Below are 19,128 nucleotides of genomic sequence, written 5' to 3'. Positions count from 1 at the left end.
AAATGCCTTAAACCGTTGCCATAGAAATAACAAGTGATATCCCAGAGGTAGTCATCACAGTGCAGTTACCAACTTCCGGAATTGGCTGCTGGCAGGGAGCAGGGCTGCTCACCACGACCCTGCTGGGCACCAGCGTATTTATTCTTCCCCAGTTAACCATTGAACTGGCAGGCTACGGAGCCCTGTGGGCCTGGGCCCTGCTTACCCTGACCATTATTCCGGTGGCATTGGTGTTTGCCAGTCTGGCCAGCCGGTTCCCCCATGCAGCCGGACCGGCCTATTTCGTGGAAAAGGCCTTTGGCTCTGTCGCCGGAAGAACCATCGGCATCATTTTTCTTTGCGCTGTTCCCCTGGGTGCACCTGCTGCCATCATTATGACCTACCAGTTTATTGATGCCCTGTTTATGGTGCCGGGCTCAATAACCATTGCTGTTCAATTAGCGTGCCTGGTCTTGCTTTATGCTCTGAATTTTCGCGGCATACATATTTCTGCCACCCTTCAGCTGATACTGACTTTTTCTATCATGGCGGTACTGATTCTGATGATGGTGGCCCGGGGGTTAGTTGATGTACCCGCCTCCCCGGAGAAAACTGTCGTTAGCAGCAGCATGATTCTTAAAGCCGCCGGGCTTGCTTTCTGGAGTTTTCTGGGCATGGAAGCCATGTCCCATCTGGCAGGTGACTTTCGAAACCCCGAAAAAGACCTGAAACCGGCCATCATGATCGGCGTTACCATGGTTGGCTGTATTTATCTGGCCTGCACATGGTTGATTCTGTCCATACCGGTGACGGCTCCCCTGGCCATGGCGGGTGTTTTTGATCAACTGTTGGGCGGATTGGGTTCCCCAATCATCGGGACTCTCGGGCTGGCAGGTGGTATTGCCACCGTCAATGTCTACATCGCCAGTCTGATTCGTCTGACCCTGAGTTTCAGCCAGGAAGGAGTGTTGCCAGCCTGGTTCAGTAAACAGAATCGTTACGGTGTTTCCGAACGCGCCCTGGCAACCGTACTACTCATCATTGCAGCGATTCTGATCTTTACTCACTGTACCGATCAGGATCTGGAAGATCTGGTTTCCTGGGTCAATGGGGTTTTCGTTATTATTTACCTGGCCTCCATGCTGGCAGCTTTCCGACTGCTGCCTGCTAAATACCACTGGATGAACCTGCTTGGCTGCCTGTTCTGCTTTATGCTTGCCTGGGGCCTCGGGTGGAAAATGGCGTATGCCGCTGGCATGCTGGCGATTGCCTCACCATTGCTATGGTGGCAAAGGCAAAAGCAAAAGTCGGCTTGTATGGATACTGGTATTATCGATCATCACTACAGTGTGGATAAATGCAAATAAGCAGCTAGGCTCTGAGGACGATAATGAGAACTCATTTAGCTCAGGAGTCCATGAAATGAATTTTCCTCCTGCTTTTTCACCCTCAGCACAATACTCACCCACCGCTGCATCCGCAAGCGCACAACCATTAACGGACTCGTCGTACTCCAGGTTTTTTCACTCTCTTGAAGAGATGAGCGATCTGGGGTCGGATGTTAAACGTTTTATGGAGATAGCGAAAAAAAATATTCGTGATCGAAATATTGCGGCTTCACCGTATCTGGTTTCTAAAACAGAAAAGGTAGCCAACGAATTGCTGGGACTACTACAATCCGGTGACATAAGTGATAAACCTGATAACCCGGCAGATCACAGTTCACTGGAGAAATTCCATTTGTTCTCTAAAACCACAACCATTGACATGACGCTGAAGCAGTTGGGCGTCCCCTGTACCAGCAGTCATGAACTGAAACAACAAGGGTACGATAACGCGACTCAAAGGCTCAATGAACAGATCGCCAAAGATACAAACGGAGTGATTACCAACCTGCTCAACCCTGGCACGCTGAAAGACCCAAAAACAGCTTTCTTGTTAGTAAGCTGGTTGTTTCAAAATGTATCGTGGAAACAACCTTTCATGGCAATACCCCAGAGATATCAAACAGAAATGACCTGGAACGGTCAGAAGCAGCCGGAGATCGTCTGGATGAAAAGCGGCAAGGGAACAACCTTAGTTACTTATAAAAATATTTCAGACTTTGAGTTTATTGCCTTGCCCGTTAAGGAATCCGGGTTGAAAGCTGTTTTCATAATGCCGCCCAAAGCGGCGCAACAAGAACACAGTGACGAAGTCAGCCATATCCTGACCACAGGCTTGAACTCATTATTTGACGATGAAATTGATAAAGGGAACGTCTCACTGTGTTTACCCAAATATCAATTCGATTATGTCTATGAGACAGATTACCCTGAGTTGCTCGGTTCAGGAAAACACAGGACAAACCTTAGCATCAATGAGGCAGGTGCCCATGTTGCGGCTTCATTCCAAATTCGTGGCGGTGGAAGACCTAATCTGCTGTACATCAATCGCCCCTTTTATTTTGCCATGATTAAGGATCAGGGTGATCAACGAAGGTTATTGGGTGCCGCCTATATTAAAGAACCATGGGGATAGTGAGTGATGGTTAACCAGTCAATCCCAAAGGGTTATTAATTCATCTAATAACCGTTGTAATCTCGATTTAATCAGGAAAATCAGCCCTCGCTGGATCACAAAATCCGCAGTACTTTGTTGTTTATTCTCAAGTATATCCATAATGGTCGCCCCACGTCCGAGAAATACGGATTTTCCGCCCCACTCCTTCCCCGTGTAGTTTTGCAGATGCAGCACATTCTCTCTGGCTCCAGTCAGGCCGCTGGCGGTCATAAAGTGAGGACTGGCAGCAGCATCACCAGCAGCAGTAATGATCACTTGATGGGAGTCTGATCTTCTCTCCACCACATTTTTCCTGACCCGATGTTGCTGTAAAGAGAATACAGTCGCAAATGAGTCATTAATCTTTTCCTCCGTAACGCCCAGCGATTGATCAATACCATAGCTATGCGCCACTGTTTGAAACCATGCCCTGGAAAGTGCTTTGCGTACCTTGGCTGCACGCTGATCACGCCACGCTTTCCGGTCGGCTTTTGATCGTTTATTGCCGTTTTGATCCAACTCTGGTACCGGTAATACCGCTAACTTTTTCTGAACCTTCTGGCAGAATTGGTTAAATGCTTCAGGTATCTCCATCCCGATGTAGACAAGGTTTTTATTTTCAAAACACCGGGTCTGCAGCGCTCTTCCAAGGGTTGACGCCTTCAAGTGGCGAACACCACTTGACTGCTGACGGGTTTGTCGGCTGAGAAGTTGTCGTTCATCTGCACTCAGCCCCTCAATCCTTTCCATCTGAAATGTCATCTGCTCCTGGAAAAACTGCTGAAACTGTTGATCAAGTACCACCATCCCACGAAAATCTGGAAAGGTATCCAGCCGATCATTTTGCAGGGGCTGGTCTTTCGGTCCTTCCCAGGAACAAACACCATAGCTTCGGGTAGCCGATACGGCTCTGTTCCCCATATACTTTTTACGGATCTGACTATTTTTACCCCCCGCGCAAATCACTAAATCAACGGGACGGGTTAACGTTGCTTCAGGTTTCTGATAACCAGCAGGCGGCTCTTTCTTGCCGTTGGCAAAGGGAGAGGGATCATTCTCAGGGTGGTATGTAGCCTTTACTGTATAGCCTTGTTCATTAGCCTCTACTCTCGTCATTTCATAAGCAGCTAACCGCTCCAACCTGGTTTTTTGTGGGTCATCACGCTGGGAAATATGTTCGTAATTGCGTGACATCAGTTCAGCAAGTCGATGATTCAGAGCCTCTTCCAACCGGTGAGTGGCAATTTCTCCAGCCATTTCGCCAAAACCATCCGTACGAATAACGCCTTTTCCATCCTGACCGAACATGTCGTAGTAATGTTCTCCAAGATAAAACTTCAGCATATCCAACCATTTAGGGTCCAGTCGAACCACTTGCACCCGGTTATATTCAGTGCTCCGTTTCTCAAACACTGAAACATTGGCTCCTTCCTGAAACTGAGTAAAAGCCAGCATCAGTCCTGTTGGCCCAGCCCCTTCAATGGCAACGTTCGGATGACTGTTTGCTTCATTGTTCTGCGCTATTATCCAGTCCAGCTGGGCTAAATCCACTTGCGGTCCTCTTAACTGAGCCAAATCCAGCAGCTTTTTGAACATCTGCTCATTGTGTTCGGAATCAGTGCCCCATACAGCGGTCGTTTCAATACCTTGTAATAACAGATTTAACTCCCAGCGCCGCCCTTGATTCAGCTGAATCTTCAACAATGCCGCACGACCTTGTGCTATCAAGCCCCGATAGACTTTGCAACGAGCGTCAAGTTCTTTAAATTCCTGGCTTTGATTCTGGTTTTCTGCAGACAAAGTACTCCGTAAGGATTCATACTGCTGAAAATCTTTTTCAACCCGGGCCAGATCAAGCGTTCTCAATTCACTGGGTAATCGACTTATTTTGCGTGCTACAGCAGAAACATCTGTTTTCAGATCTTCCTCAATCCTGAATAATCCCGTGGTTCCAGATAATAGCCCTCGGTAACTCTCTTTAAGCAATGTCAGATCGTCAGCGGAAATCAACTCCCGGGGATGACCTTGAATACTCATTTCATTATCAATAATCAGGTTCAGCGCATTCTGCAAAGCGCGATCACGCCGGGAGTAGGGATAAGAAAGTATATGTCCTACACGTGCGGTTAATTGTTGATACCCTGCAGGAGACAGGTTCTTCCGAATGTTATGTAAAACGGACAAAGTGATGGTTTTTGTCAGTTCGGTAAAACCTTCAGATTGTCGGGTATCACGAAAGTGCTTTTCCAGCTTGCAGATGGCTTCGTGAGCTTTATGTCCCTCAGGTAACAATTCCGGTGACAGAATTATAAGTTGATAGTAGGCTATCAGCACTTCCCTGCTATCTTCCAAAGTCACCCCGGGCAAGCGAGACAGGAGCCCGGAGAGTTCTGCTTTAAGAAATCCAGCGGCTTCACGAATAATTTTACGTTCTTTTGTGCTGCTGAGTATTGTGTCCTTACTACTGAGTATCGTTTTACGCTCAGATTTTTTAAGAAAAGGCAAAACGCCATTTCCTACGTCCTTTATAATGCGTTCTTTTAAGCTATGAGGAGCTTGTTCAGTTTGAAGCAATTCCCATAACTGACCACGAAATAAAGCAGCCGCTTCCTGCTCTTGTCTTCGCTGTTTCCGGCCTTCTGTCGTGAACAGGTTTAACAAACGTTGAAGAAAAGAAGTAGTAGACTGAACTACCTCTACCCTTCGATGCCAAACTGCACCCCGATGAAGATCGCCGGGGTGCTTCAATTTCCGGGTAACTTTCAGTTCTGCCCGTTGACGATTCTGATGAATTGTTTCGAGCTCTGTCAGCGTGTTTTTGATATGAGCATAGGGTTCATTATTGGATAACCCGGCAGGTCTGCCTGAATCCATTCCATTTCTCCTTTTATGTCAATTTATTCCCGATTAAATCAGGAAATTCAGTCCCTGCCGGATCACAAAGTCCGCCGTATCCAGTTGTGCATCCTCAAGCCTGTCTTGCCTTTGTTCCAGCCCATATTCGTTATATATTCTTGGTCCGTTCCACACATCCCTTGTGTAGTTTTGCAGATGCAGCACATTCTCCCTGGCTCCAGTCAGGCCGCTGCCGGTCATAAAATGGGGAGTGGCAGCAGCATCACCAGCAGCAGTGATCACCACTTGACGGGAGCCTGATTTTTTCTTGATCACATTTCGCCAAACCCGGCGTTGCTGTAAATAGAATACCGCCACCGATGGGTCATCAATCATTTCCTCCGTAACACCCAGCGACTGGTCAATACCATAGCTGTGTGCCACTGTTTGAAACCAAGCCTTGGAAAGCGCTTTCTGCACCTTGGCTACGCGCTGATTACGCCAAGCTTTCTGGTCGGCTGCTGATCGTTTATCGCCATTTTGATCCAGATCTGGCACCGGTAATGCTGCTAACTTTTGCTTAACCTTATGGCAGAATTGAGTAAATGCTTCAGGCAACTCCATCCCGATATAAACCAGGTTGTTATTGTCAAAACACCGGGTCTTCATCACTCTTCCATGGATGGATGACTGCAGGCTGCGAACACCCCTGGACTGCCCATGGGTTTGCTGGCCAAGCAATCTTCGCTCATCTGAACTCAGCCCCTCAATCCTTTCCACCTGAGATATCATCTGCTCCTGGAAAAACTGCTGAAACTGTTGATCAAGTACCACCATCCCGCGAAAATCCGGAAAAGTATCCAGCCGATCATTTGGCAGGGGCTGGTCCTTTGGTCCTTCCCAGGAACAGACACCATAGCTTCGGGCAGACGTTACGGCCCTGTCCCGCATATATTTATTACGCAGCTGACTATGTTTACCCCCGGCGCAAATCACTAAATCCACAGGACGGGTTACCGTTGCTTCAGGTTTCTGATAACCGACAGGTGGCTTTTTCTTGCCGTTGGCAAAGGGAGAGGGATCATTCCCGGGGTGATATTTAGCCTGTACTGTATAGCCTTGTTCACCGGCCTCTACCTTGGTCATTTCATAGGCAGCTAACCGCTCCAATCGGTTTTTCTTCGAGTCATCACGCTGAGAAGTATGATCGTAATTGCGTGCCATCAGTTCAGCCAGTCTATCATTCAGAGCCTCTTCCAACCGGTGAGTGACAATTTCGCCTGCCTTTTCTCCCAAACCATCCGTACGAACCATACCCTTTCCAGCCTGTCCATTCTCACCGAACAGGTCGTAGTAATGTTCTCCAAGATAAAACTTCAGCATATCCATCCATTTAGGGTCCAGTCGAACCACTTGCAACCGGTTATATGCAGTGCTCCGTTTCTCAAACACTGAGACATTGGCCCCCTCCTGAAACTGGGTGAAAGCCAGCATCAGCCCTGTTGGCCCAGCGCCTTCAATGGCAACATTCGGATGTCTGTTGGCTTTCTTGTTCTGCGCTATGATCCAGTCCAGCTGGGCCAAATCCACTTGTGGCCCTCTTAACTGAGCCAAATCCAGCAGCTTTTTGAACATCTGCTGATTGTGTTCAGCATCAGTACCATAGATATTGGCCTTTCCTATACCTTCTAATAACAGATTTAACTCCCAGCGCCGTCCTTGATTCAGCTGAACATGCAACAATGCCGCCCGACCCTCTGCTATAAGGGCCCGATGTGTTTTGCAACGGGCTTCGAGTGCTTTAAATTCCTGGTCTTGATCCTGATTTGCTGCGGACAAAGTGCGCCTTAAGGACTCATACTGCTGAAAGTCTTGTGTAACCCGGTCCAGATCAAGCGTTCTCAATTCACTGGGTAATCGACTTATTCTGGCCGCTACAGCACAGCCGTCGGCCAACAGATTTTCCTCTAGCCGGTGTACTCGTGAGTAACGAAAAAATAGCCCCTGATAGCTATCTTTAAGCAAGGCCAGATCCCTGGCAGAAACCAACTCCCGGGGATGGCCCTGCACAGACGAACTGCCCAGGCCATTATTAAAAATCAGGTTAAGTGCATTCCGCAAAGCTCGCTGACGCGGGGAGTATGGATAGGTAAATACATTACCGATTCGTTTCGTTAATTGTTGATACTCTTCAAGCGACAGCTTCTCTCGAATGTCATGTAAAACGGACAGGGCGATGGTATCTTTCAGGTCAGTAAAACCAACCGCTTGCCGTGTATTACGAAAGTGCTTTCCCAGCTTGCTGACAGCTTCGTGCGCTTTATGCTCATCCGGTAACAATTCCGGTGACAGAATAATGAGTTGATAATAGGCTTTCAGCACTTCTCTGCTATCTTCCAAAGTCACTTGGGGTAGGCGAGACAGCAATCCGGCGAGTTCTTTTTTCAGAAATCCAGCGGCTTCACGGATAATTTTACGTTCTTTCGGGTTACTTAGAATTGTATCCTTACTACTGATGATCGTTTTACACTCTGATTCTTTAAGAAAAGGCAGAACGTCATTTTCCACGGCCTGTATGACCTGTTTTTTCAGACTGTAAGGCGCTTTTTCAGTTTGCAGTAACGCCCATAACTGACCACGGAATAAAGCAGCCGCTTCACGATGTTGTCTACGCTGCTTACGACCTTCTGTCGTGAAAAGCCTTAAAAAACGTTGAAGCAAAGAGGTATTGGATTGAACCACCTTAACTTTTCGATGCCATACTGCACCCTGATGAGCATCGCCAGCGTGTTTCAATTCAAGGGAAATGTTCAGTTCTGCCAGTTGATGATTCTGATGAATTGCTTCAAGCTCTGCCAGCGTGTTTTTGATATAAACATAGGGTTCATTATTTACTGACCCTGAGGGTCTGCTGGTATCCATTCCATTTCTCCTTGTAGGTTAAAAACTGTCAGACAGGTCCTGTTCAGATCATTGGCTAGTTAACAATGTGCTTTCATATAAATCACTAACCGATTAGTCAGTTACGATAACGGTCTGTCCCTGACAAAAGAGTGAAGCATTCAAAAAGAGGAAAAAAGAGACCTGATATCTTCGTAACTCCTCATAAATTCCTGGAAAACGGTAGTTCCATAAAACTGTAAGCCTTACATATCATGATTTATGTGCGATAGTTCTTCTTTTACCAGTACTTTTTGAGCACATACCAATGATCTTCAGGAGTCAGTACCTCCCAAAGGTCACGTAAAATGGATTGGTTGATAGCAGTTTTCAGGTCAGTAAAATCATCAGCTTGCCGAATATTACGAAAGTGCTTTTCCAGCTTGCGGATAGCTTTGTGAGCTTTATGCCCCTTCGGTAACAACTCCGGTGACAGAATAGTGAGTTGATAATAAGCTTTCAGCACTTCCCTGCTATCATACAGAGACACTTGAGGTAGGCGAGACAACAATCCGGGGAGTTCTTTTTCAAGAAATTCAGCGGCTTCACGAATAATGTCATGTTCTTTCGTGCTTCTGAGTGTTGTATCCTTTTCGCGGATTATCGTTTTAATCTCAGCTTTTTTTAAAAAAGGTAGTGAGCCCGATTCCGCACTATTAATAATCCTTTTCTTCAAATTAACAGAGGTTTTATCATTTTGGAGCAATACACACACTTGACGGCAGAATAAAGCAGCCGCTTCACGATTTTGTTTGCGCTGCTTCCGCCCCTCTGCCGTGAAGTAGCTTAAAATACGTTTAAGAACAGAGGTATTAGACTGGACGACCTCTACCTTGCGATGCCAGACAGCGCCCTGATTAATGTCTTCAGCGGGATTCAATTTCTCGGAAACTGTCAGTTCTGCACGTTGATGATCCTGATGAATATTTTCGAGTTTTGAAAGCGTGTTCTCGATATAAACATAATTGATAAACCCTAACGATATACTAGAATCCATTCCATTTCTCCTACTGTGTTTATGTTCAAAGTTTGTCAGGCAAGGTTTAATCTAATCCTTGATCAGTTAACAATTTACTACCCTGTAAATCACTAACTGGTGAGTAAGTAACGATAACGCCTTGATAATAAGAGAGTTCAAGCCAAGGCCCCTGATATCAGAGGAGAGCGAAAGGAAGCCGACATAACCCCATTCTGTTACACCGGCACGGCTTGAAGCGAAAATCTTTGAATTAGTCCAGGGATAAATCCAAACCTCGCCGGGCAACCCCAGGATAGTCATCTTCGGGTAAAAACGCAGAGAGAGCCACCAGCATTTCACCCAGCGCCTCTTCTGACTCAGCCACCAGATTGATGTGCCCCATTTTACGACCGGGCCGCTGGCTTTTGCCGTACCAGTGGCTGGTGACATTGGCCACTGACAACACTTCAGCGGGAATATCAGGCTGACCCAGAACGTTAATCATGGCACTGGGGCCAATGGCTTCAGTGGTGCCAAGGGGTAAACCGGCAATGGCCCTGAGATGGTTTTCAAATTGACTGCACAGAGTTCCCTGCTGGGTCCAATGGCCGGAGTTATGCACCCGGGGGGCTATTTCATTCACCATCAGCTGGCCATCCACATCAAAAAACTCAATGGCCAGGACCCCGACATAGTCCATTTCAGCAGCCAGCTTGCTAAAGGCGTCCACCGCCTGTTGATGAATCCCGGTAGAGATGGATTTCGCAATAGATAGCGTCAGAACCCCATTGGTATGCTCATTCTCAGTGACCGGATAAATAGCCATATTGCCCTGTTTGTCCCGGGCACCGATGACCGACACCTCGCGCTGAAAGGAAATCATTTTTTCGGCAATAATCGAGTGAGGTGAATGTTCACTGCCAGCAGCCAGGAATTCTGACATTTCCGACCAGATCTGCTCAATATCACTGTCTGACCTGACCCGCCACTGCCCTTTACCGTCATAGCCGGCCTGACAAGTTTTAATGACCAGTGGCAGCCCCAGCTTCTTGATGGCTGCATCAAAGTGAGAACGATCGGTGATCAGCTGGTAAGGCGCACAGGGCACACCGGTTTTATCCAGTAACGCTTTCTCCATGCTGCGGTCACCACCGACTTTAATGGCCTGTTTACCAGGATAAAACTTTCCGGAGGCAGCACACAGAGTCAGTACATCGTCAGGAATATGCTCAAACTCAGCGGTGATGGCGTCACATTCAGCAATAGCCTCTGAAAGGGTTTGATCGCTGACCTGAAGCGTCAGAGGGTGCATCAGCTTTGTGGAGCCGACATCATAGGAGAGGATATTGATATTCAGCGGTGCGCCCGCAAGACTCATCATGCGTGCAAGCTGGCCCGCGCCTAACACTAGAATATTCATACTGCTTTTTATCACTCGGCAGGATCAGGATTCGCTAATACAGTTTCGGTTTGCAGCTTCCTGAAATCATCAATTCTGGCCTGCAACTCTGGCTGCTGACAACCAAGAATCTGTGCTGCCAACAGGCCGGCATTGGCCGCCCCGGCATCGCCAATGGCCAGAGTACCGACTGCAACACCTTTAGGCATTTGACATATAGACAATAAAGAATCAATACCGTTCAATGCCCTGGATTTAACAGGAACCCCCAGCACCGGCAGGCTGGTATAGGCGGCAGCCATTCCCGGCAGGTGTGCAGCCCCCCCGGCACCGGCAATAATCACTTTGATTCCCCGGGCAGCAGCCTGAGAGGCATAATCTGCCAGTAGTTGTGGAGTGCGATGGGCAGAAACAACTTTTGTTTCGTAGTCGATGCCGAAATTTTCCAACATTTCAGCTGCATGCTGCATCGTGGGCCAGTCGGACCTGGACCCCATTATAATAGCAACGGTCATAACCACTCCTTTATTCTGAGCGGCAATAATAGCACATATAACCCGTTTGCCTTCAGGGAAAACAGACCAAGTCGTGGCCAGCAGGCTTGCCTAAGAATGGCTCAGCAATTTACAGACAAGGCATCCTGCCAGCCATCCGTCACTTTGCATGCTGAAAGCAGCCATCCAATTCAATATAATTCTATAAATATCAATAGATTAGCTTATTCACATAGAAAAATAATACTAAAGTATAATTTTACCTTTACTCATTACTCCATATATTGACGAAAAATTGGTCTAGAAAAAAATTGGTCTAGAAAGGAGTACGGACTATGTTTAGTTTTTTTAATGGAACAGGGCAAACATTTCCGACGCGGTCTCAATTAGAAAATCGTGAGACCGGACTCGGGGAAACAAATAAACAATCCAAAAAATTTAAGAGTAGCGCTGCAACATTTGCTCAAACCGCTAGTGAACTTAACAATAAAATCACTGGAAAAACTGAAAAAACTGAAAAAACTGAAAAAACTGAAAAAGCTAGAAAAGCAGGAAAACCTAAAGACACAAAAAAAACCAAAAGCGGTAAAGCATTTTACCGAAAGACTGAACAAGTACACGCTGAAAAAGCACCTATACCAGGCAATGGTGATATTGGTGGAAAAGATCTTTCCATGCGTAAAATTGTCTGTTTAAAGTGTAAACATTACTTCACTATATTTCTTTGCACTACGAGATTAAAGCTTCACTTTTATCATGGTCAGGAGGCACGAGCAGCTCTTAAAAAAACCAAAGATGAATCAAAATCAGAGTTGGCTATCCTTACCAACGAAGAAGCCATGAGGACAAATACCTCAAAGATGAAGGAAGAGCTAGCGGATAGGCAATACTTACAGGCAGCTAAGAGAGCCAAGGCTGCTAGTGAAGCTGCTCTTAAAGCAGGTAAAAGTCGAATTGAATGGTGGTGGGCACAGGTTTAAACTGATGCTTATCAGACTGAAAAAGTTATACTCTTTTCAGGAAAACGCACGACCACTGTCGTAAAGAAGGCATAAAATGCTGCTTCAAACCTGGGGCAGCATTATATCTTCTTTTACTATCCATCGATCAATCCCATGGCCCCCTCAAAAGAGCCATTATTGACATAGAACCCACCTTCACTGATGGACCACCTTGATCAGATGCAGCCGATCGCGTTAACGCAAAGTCTCCCCCAATGTCTGCTGTACTCACTATTGGCGAAGTCAGGCTGACCTGCGGCCGAAGGCAGTTCAGTCCCCTGGTAAAGTCCATTCCTGATAAGCCGATGTAAACTGTTCAGCGCAAACAGGCCGGATAGTCTAAATATGAATAGTTCCCGAGAAATATAATAGCTTGTTTCACGCCAATGAAACCGCTTTGAGAAACCCGATATATTATTTATAGTCTCAGCAGTCAGCCTTACAGGCAATACAGCAACATGCGAAGTCGATTACTAAACCAGGTAAATATCAGAAGTCTGCCATGAAAATGCCTTTTCAGCCTGGAGACCAGGTGACCACTCATTTTTATCCGGTCCAGAAAAACCGCCGCAGAACCGTCATCCGCTGCTATCGTTCTATTGACTGTCCATCTGGCTGGCTGGTTGATACAAAAGACGACAGTGGAAAACTGTTGAAAGCACTGGATGCGAAGTGGTATCAGCTAATCGAAATGGAAGAGGCACCTGAGCCAGAGACCACCCGGTAGCAAAAAGAATTGTTTAGTAGTGAACGAGGAAGCAGGGATACAGCATGAAAAAGAAATGGTAGTCGGTACTGGACTTGAACCAGCGACCCCCACCATGTCAAGGTGGTGCTCTACCAACTGAGCTAACCGACTGAAGTGGTGCGTATATTATCAATGCAGCTAAAAAATGCAACACTTCAATCAGCTTAATTCTAACAGGGTAAATACCTACTCTCAGTGTTTTAAAACCTGCTCTCTGAGCAAGACAATTTCATCCCTGACAGCAGCAGCCTGTTCAAACTCCAGGTTACGGGAGTGCTCCATCATTTTTGCTTCCAGCTTCTTGATAGTCGCGGCCATGACGTCCGGAGTCATGGGAACCTGATACTCAGTTGCCGGCTCTGCCACTGCCTTCTGGGCTTTACTGCCTTTCTTCCGTCCGGGCACAACAGCCCCTTCAAGAATATCAGCTACAGATTTGACCACACCTTTTGGCGTAATATTGTGTTTCTTGTTGTAGGCCATCTGCTTTTTGCGACGCCGCCCGGTCTCGCTGATTGCCCGCTCCATGGAGCCAGTAATCCGGTCACCATAGAGAATGGCCCGGCCATGAATGTTGCGGGCGGCACGGCCAATGGTCTGAATCAATGAACGGTCAGAACGCAGAAAGCCTTCCTTATCGGCGTCCAGAATAGCGACCAGAGAGACCTCGGGCATATCAAGGCCTTCCCGCAGCAGGTTGATCCCCACCAGCACATCAAAGGCACCAATACGCAAGTCACGGATAATCTCCACCCGTTCCACCGTATCAATATCTGAATGCAGATAGCGTACCCGGACACCCTGCTCATGCAAAAACTCGGTTAAGTCCTCAGCCATTCGTTTGGTAAGCACCGTGACCAGCACCCGCTCCTCTTTGGCAACGGTTTTATGAATTTCCATCAGCAGATCATCCACCTGGGAAGAAGCCGGTCGGACCTCAATTTCCGGATCCACCAGACCGGTAGGCCTGACCACCTGATCAACCACCTGCCCCTGGTTCTCTTCCTCATACTTACCCGGTGTCGCAGAGACAAAAATAGTCTGCGGCCGTCGTCCTTCCCACTCTTCAAATTTCATTGGGCGGTTATCCAGGGCAGAAGGCAGGCGGAAACCGTACTCCACCAGTGTCTCTTTTCGAGAGCGATCCCCTTTATACATGGCACCGATCTGCGGCACAGTCACATGGGATTCATCAATCACCAGCAATGCATTGTCCGGAATATAATCAAACAGGGTTGGCGGTGCCTCACCGGGTTTATTACCGGAGAGATAGCGGGAATAGTTCTCAATGCCGGTGCAGTAACCCAGCTCAATCATCATTTCCAGATCAAACTGCGTGCGCTGTTCAAGTCGCTGAGCTTCCACCAGCTTGTTGTTATCGCGCAAGACATTGAGCCTATCCACTAGCTCTACCTTAATGGCTTCCACTGCATCCAGGATGGTCTGTCTGGGGGTCACATAGTGAGTTTTTGGATAAATGGTCGCCCTGGGCAATTTTCTCAGAACCTCGCCAGTCAACGGATCAAACTCGCTGATGGCTTCCAGCTCATCGTCAAACAGCTCCAAACGGACCGCCTCTTTTTCCGATTCAGCGGGAAAAATATCAATAACATCACCACGAACACGGTAAGTGGCCCGGCGAAAATCCGCATCGTTGCGCGTGTACTGCAATTCCGCCAGGCGACGCAGAATGGTTCGCTGATCCACCCTGTCACCACGGTCCAGATGCATCATCATTTTCAGATAGGACTGTGGATCACCCAGACCATAAATGGCGGAGACAGTTGCCACAATAATCGCATCCTGTCGTTCCATCAGGGCCTTGGTGGCAGAGAGACGCATTTGTTCAATATGCTCATTAACCGATGCATCTTTCTCGATATAGGTATCTGACGTGGGTACGTAGGCTTCTGGCTGGTAATAGTCATAGTAGGAGACAAAATACTCCACGGCATTGTCTGGAAAGAACTCCTTGAACTCACCGTAGAGTTGTGCGGCCAGTGTCTTGTTGTGGGCCATGATGATCGTCGGCCGCTGTATTTTTTCGATCACATTGGCCACCGTGAAGGTCTTGCCGGAGCCTGTTACCCCCAGCAATGTCTGGCAGGCAAGGCCAGCATCAATACCCTTGACCAGCTGTTCAATAGCAACCGGTTGATCACCGGCAGGACCGAAGCGGGAAGAAACTTTAAACGATCGACTCATGCTACCCTTCCATCTGGAGCAGAAAAAATTTGCCAACGGTAACCGACAAACGCATACCAACGGTACATCGTATTGTGTATGATGCCTTCTGTTGGTCGCATGACGGATACTTGCTACTCATCACCGTTATAGTACAGCTATTGGTAGATAGTTTCCGCCACAGGAAGTCTAACCAAACCAGCAGAGAGCTTACACAGACTCCGGGCGAACTTCTCCAGCCAATAGCGGAAGGCAAACAGCATTATAATTCTCAGTGTTACAACCATAAATGAGGAAAACTGTGACTGGTCATCCATCCCAACGCGTGCAAATGGTCAAGCCATCTCCAACTCTGGCAGTCACCGCCAAGGCTGCCGAACTGAGAGCTGCCGGACATGACATTATTGGCCTGGGTGCCGGAGAGCCCGATTTCGACACTCCGGAGCATATTAAGGCCGCAGCGGTCAAAGCCATCGCTGAAGGGAAAACAAAATACACTGCCGTGGATGGAACCACCGAGCTGAAACAGGCCATTATTGATAAATTCAAGCGGGATAATGGCTTTGAATACGGGCAAAGCCAGATTCTGGTTTCCTGTGGCGGCAAACAGAGCTTCTTCAACCTGGCCCTGGCACTGCTGAACAAGGGTGATGAGGTCATTATTCCAGCCCCTTACTGGGTATCTTACCCGGATATGGTGGTCATCGCCGAGGGTGTTCCGGTTATCGTGGAAGCCGGTCTGGAAAACCGCTTCAAAATCACACCCGGGCAACTGGAAGCCGCCATCACTGACAAAACCAGACTGGTGGTACTCAACAGCCCCTCAAACCCGACCGGAACCGCTTATAACCGCAAAGAGCTCGAAGCGCTGGGCAATGTGCTGAAAAAGTACCCGGAGGTAATGATCGCCACCGATGATATGTATGAACATATCCTCTGGACTGAAGAGCCCTTCTGCAACATCCTGATGGTCTGCCCTGAACTCTTTGACCGCACGATTGTTCTGAACGGCGTCTCCAAGGCTTACTCCATGACCGGCTGGAGGATCGGTTACGCTGGCGGGCCAGAGTGGCTGATCAAAAATATGAAAAAAATCCAGTCCCAGAGCACCTCCAACCCCTGCTCTATCGCCCAGGCTGCTGCGGTTGAGGCACTGAATGGGTCACAGGATTGCGTGAAAGAGATGGTCAAGGTGTTTAAGAAGCGCCATGACTACGTTGTTGGCCGATTGAATCAGCTGCCGGGCGTCAGCGCTATTGAGGGTGACGGTACTTTCTACGCTTTTGCTGATTTCAGTGAAGCAATGAAAAAGCTGGGCTTTACCAAGGATACAGATCTGGCAGCTCTCTTCCTGGAAAAAGGTGTTGCCTTGGTTCCCGGCTCTGCCTTTGGTTCTGATGGCTGCATGAGGCTCTCATTTGCCACCAGCGATGAAGCGTTAGAGAAGGCCCTGGACAGGCTTCAGGCAGCGCTGGCCTGACCGACTATTTTTACTGAGTGCCAGCTTCTGGTACTCAGTAACTTGACAGGCACACCAGGCAAGGTATCATTCACCTTATCTTTTGATCCCCGATAGCTCAGTTGGTAGAGCAAATGACTGTTAATCATTGGGTCGCTGGTTCGAGTCCAGCTCGGGGAGCCAAGCACTTCAATAAAAATCATTCCCGCAGATTATGATGTTTTATCAAAGCGGAAATTTATATCACTAGAGTCCTCCAGTTTGCTCCCTGCCCTGGTCAACCCGGTCCCCTCCAAAAACACTATATGAGGCATTGACAGTTTCGAGTCTGGTTCAAAGCAATTACTCAACCAGGATGGCACCTGTTTCATGGGGGTATTTTTTAAATCGATATGTGATTTAACTTTCACCTGAATATCATCATCCAGATTCATAATCTCAGTTGCAGTCATCATCAAATCTCTTCCGACACTGAGATCACGGGGCAGTTTCGCGCTCATTTCTGACAGCTTGAAATCCCCATCCAGTTTGAGCACTTCAGGGAAAACCATCACGCCCGGAAGGCCAGTCAGACAAATGGATTTCTGTACTGTCATATCTATGGGCCATTGCGTAAAACTTTTACAGTTTTCAATAATCACACTATCCACAGAAACACCAGAACCAATAGATTTGAAATCATCACAGTCAATCAGATTCAGAGAGCCGTTAAACTTCATATTTTCCGGGATATGGGTCAGGCCTGTTTTGTTCAAAGTAACCGAAAATTGCACTGACAAGATCTCAGGCAGCGAGTTAAAACCGGGGCAACTCCTGACTGATAAACTACCATTTCGTACTTCAAACTGTTTTCCAAGCGACTCAAAGTTTTTACAATCGGAAATTTTACAATCCCCCATAATCAAAGTCTTATTACCAAAACCAAGCCACTTGGAACAATTTGAGGCAACAAACATTCCATCCACAATCAAGTGATCAGACAGATAACCAATATCAGTATCATCAGGCACATCGACTTTAAAATCAGCACTAACCGAACCGGGACTGCATGCCAAGACAAACGTCTGATTTATTTTTGCCTTCTGAACATCATAACCAAGCAGATTTTCAGGCAACACATTAATATGCCTTGGTCCTAGTTTGAGATCCCCCTTAATGTGCAGGAAAGGCGGTAGAATGACGTTTTCAAGCCCTCTTAAATCCAGAGATAAATCAACAACATAATGGGTATCTGCAGCGAATTGATTGTTACGCATCAGTTCTATGAATTTTTCAGAGGTAACAACCCTGCTCGACTGTTGTAACGGATCATCCTTCTGCACAGGAGCCGAAACCTGGGGTATTTGCCCGCAAGTCCCATTGGATTCAGAACGAATTGGGTTTAGCTTTGGCGATGCATTCTGAACAACTCCCAATGGCTCGGATTCGCCTCCTGCATTAAGAGGTTTCATAAAAGAATCCGCCAATGAGCTGGAAGAGACGCCACCCGCATCCCCACTGGTGAGTCTACGACCTTCAACTTGCTTAACTCTGTTATTGGCAGAGTTATTGGCAGGCTCCGCTGTAGTTACAAGCTCACCAGTTCTGATGACATTGGTAGAAGATACTTGGCCAGGTGACATACACTACACCCTCTCAAACAATTAATCTGAGATATTCAATAGAGCTGGAAATTAAAGACTCAGGTTAATAACCATCCACGCTATCCTTACCGTCAATTTCAACGCTTCTTAAAATGTGGTGCTCAATGCAACCATATTTAGCCGCATGTCCCAACCAAAAAGGGAAAAATTTACTTGGTAACACATAAAACTCACCAAGATTGGGATCATAAAAGAGAATATGGCCGCTATGACCAGCAGTCCTCTGGGTACGGTAAAAAGCCGTGGCATGACCATATAATTGCTGGGCACCCGGATATTGCCTATACCAGAATCCATAAAAATAAGCCCCTGCTTCAAATGAAAGTCGATTAAAAAGGGTAATCATGCAATAAGGACTATATCTTACCTGCACTCTTTCTGTGTATTTCAAGCCACGAAGCCGCATTAACATTTGATCAAATACCATCAGCTCCTCCGGTTCATAGCGCGTTTGCAACGCATATTGTAACAACGGATTGGAGCCACCTCTGTTCTTATTAAGTTCTGCCATTCTCTGTCCGGGCATTAGTTGACTACTGACGCTTGTTAAAACCAGTCGAAGCCAATGAAGTGAAAAAGCATGACAAGCCCCACCAGCAGACTTGGAGTTCCCTGCTGCTCGACTGCTAAGAATATTACCTTGGGAAAAAGGATAATAAGCATCATAAAAATTCATAGAATTTCTCGCTACCTTTATCAAAGACAACCCCTAGGAGGCTGACCGAGAAAAACACCAAAAATGAGAGATGATTATTGGCAATTCCAAAGGAGCAAAATCAGGCCAATAAAAAATCAGACTACAAAGACTACGGGACAGCTGAAACCAAAACCGTTAACAACCAGACTATTATTGTAAGTATGGAAAGTTACTGAAAAATCTATTCGAAGCACAAGCCTAGAAAATAGCAGTTTATATCGAGCCTGATATAATTTATTCAAATAGAAAG

Annotated in this window: 13 protein-coding genes and 2 tRNA genes; 6 read left to right on the top strand and 9 right to left on the bottom strand. The window is 47.0% G+C overall.

The features are described 5' to 3' along the window. The first annotated feature begins 59 nt into the window (after window positions 1-59). Together yjeH and O3276_RS00985 are read left to right on the top strand one after the other, a co-directional pair. Window positions 60-1,346, top strand: coding sequence for an L-methionine/branched-chain amino acid transporter (gene yjeH / locus O3276_RS00990; protein WP_269673958.1), 1,287 nt, complete (start codon window positions 60-62; stop codon window positions 1,344-1,346). 55 nt (window positions 1,347-1,401) lie between these two features. Then, window positions 1,402-2,499 carry a serpin family protein gene (locus O3276_RS00985; RefSeq protein ID WP_269673957.1) on the top strand — a complete coding sequence of 366 codons (1,098 nt, stop codon included), beginning with the start codon at window positions 1,402-1,404 and terminating at the stop codon, window positions 2,497-2,499. 18 nt (window positions 2,500-2,517) lie between these two features. On the opposite strand, the gene O3276_RS00980 is transcribed toward O3276_RS00985, so the two are convergent. From O3276_RS00980 to purE, 5 genes are all read right to left on the bottom strand, one after another. Continuing rightward, a complete protein-coding gene (locus O3276_RS00980) occupies window positions 2,518-5,394 on the bottom strand; it encodes an FAD-dependent monooxygenase family protein (RefSeq protein ID WP_269673956.1) in 2,877 nt (958 codons plus the stop codon). A gap of 33 nt (window positions 5,395-5,427) precedes the next feature. Continuing rightward, window positions 5,428-8,277, bottom strand: a complete 2,850-nt coding sequence (locus O3276_RS00975) for a Rossmann-fold NAD(P)-binding domain-containing protein (RefSeq protein WP_269673955.1) — start codon at window positions 8,275-8,277, stop codon at window positions 5,428-5,430. A 259-nt stretch (window positions 8,278-8,536) separates the two neighbouring features. Continuing rightward, window positions 8,537-9,292, bottom strand: a complete 756-nt coding sequence (locus O3276_RS00970; RefSeq protein WP_269673954.1) for a hypothetical protein — start codon at window positions 9,290-9,292, stop codon at window positions 8,537-8,539. 232 nt (window positions 9,293-9,524) lie between these two features. Beyond that, window positions 9,525-10,673 (bottom strand): 5-(carboxyamino)imidazole ribonucleotide synthase, encoded by a 1,149-nt coding sequence (locus tag O3276_RS00965; protein ID WP_269673953.1) that lies wholly within the window; start codon window positions 10,671-10,673, stop codon window positions 9,525-9,527. Between the two features lie 11 nt (window positions 10,674-10,684). Continuing rightward, window positions 10,685-11,167 carry a 5-(carboxyamino)imidazole ribonucleotide mutase gene (gene purE / locus O3276_RS00960; RefSeq protein ID WP_269673952.1) on the bottom strand — a complete coding sequence of 161 codons (483 nt, stop codon included), beginning with the start codon at window positions 11,165-11,167 and terminating at the stop codon, window positions 10,685-10,687. Between the two features lie 314 nt (window positions 11,168-11,481). On the opposite strand from purE, the gene O3276_RS00955 reads away from it, so the two are divergent. Further along, the gene (locus O3276_RS00955) at window positions 11,482-12,126 is read left to right on the top strand and encodes a hypothetical protein (RefSeq protein ID WP_269673951.1); all 645 of its coding nucleotides are present in this window, start codon (window positions 11,482-11,484) and stop codon (window positions 12,124-12,126) included. 523 nt (window positions 12,127-12,649) lie between these two features. Then, on the top strand, window positions 12,650-12,874 hold the full coding sequence (locus O3276_RS00950; RefSeq protein WP_209199678.1) for a hypothetical protein: 225 nt from the start codon (window positions 12,650-12,652) through the stop codon (window positions 12,872-12,874). Between the two features lie 56 nt (window positions 12,875-12,930). Here the strand turns inward: O3276_RS00950 and O3276_RS00945 are convergent. Both O3276_RS00945 and uvrB read right to left on the bottom strand, forming a co-directional pair. Next, window positions 12,931-13,006 (bottom strand) — tRNA-Val (locus O3276_RS00945). Between the two features lie 81 nt (window positions 13,007-13,087). Further along, complete coding sequence (uvrB, locus tag O3276_RS00940) at window positions 13,088-15,100, bottom strand: excinuclease ABC subunit UvrB (protein WP_269673950.1); 2,013 nt, start codon at window positions 15,098-15,100, stop codon at window positions 13,088-13,090. Window positions 15,101-15,410: 310 nt separating this feature from the next. On the opposite strand from uvrB, the gene O3276_RS00935 reads away from it, so the two are divergent. Together O3276_RS00935 and O3276_RS00930 are read left to right on the top strand one after the other, a co-directional pair. Then, entirely contained in the window at window positions 15,411-16,559 is a 1,149-nt protein-coding gene (locus O3276_RS00935; protein WP_269675916.1) for a pyridoxal phosphate-dependent aminotransferase, read from the top strand. A gap of 86 nt (window positions 16,560-16,645) precedes the next feature. Then, a tRNA-Asn gene (locus tag O3276_RS00930) sits at window positions 16,646-16,721 on the top strand. 29 nt (window positions 16,722-16,750) lie between these two features. Here the strand turns inward: O3276_RS00930 and O3276_RS00925 are convergent. Further along, window positions 16,751-18,160 carry a hypothetical protein gene (locus O3276_RS00925; protein ID WP_269673949.1) on the bottom strand — a complete coding sequence of 470 codons (1,410 nt, stop codon included), beginning with the start codon at window positions 18,158-18,160 and terminating at the stop codon, window positions 16,751-16,753. 64 nt (window positions 18,161-18,224) lie between these two features. Then, window positions 18,225-18,857: a hypothetical protein gene (locus O3276_RS00920; RefSeq protein ID WP_269673948.1), complete on the bottom strand. Its 633-nt coding sequence runs from the start codon at window positions 18,855-18,857 to the stop codon at window positions 18,225-18,227. Window positions 18,858-19,128 lie beyond the last annotated feature (271 nt).

This window comes from Endozoicomonas sp. GU-1 (assembly GCF_027366395.1).
Taxonomy (GTDB): domain Bacteria; phylum Pseudomonadota; class Gammaproteobacteria; order Pseudomonadales; family Endozoicomonadaceae; genus Endozoicomonas.
The sequence above is the reverse complement of the archived record's forward strand: the minus strand, read 5'-3'. Positions and strand labels throughout refer to the sequence as shown.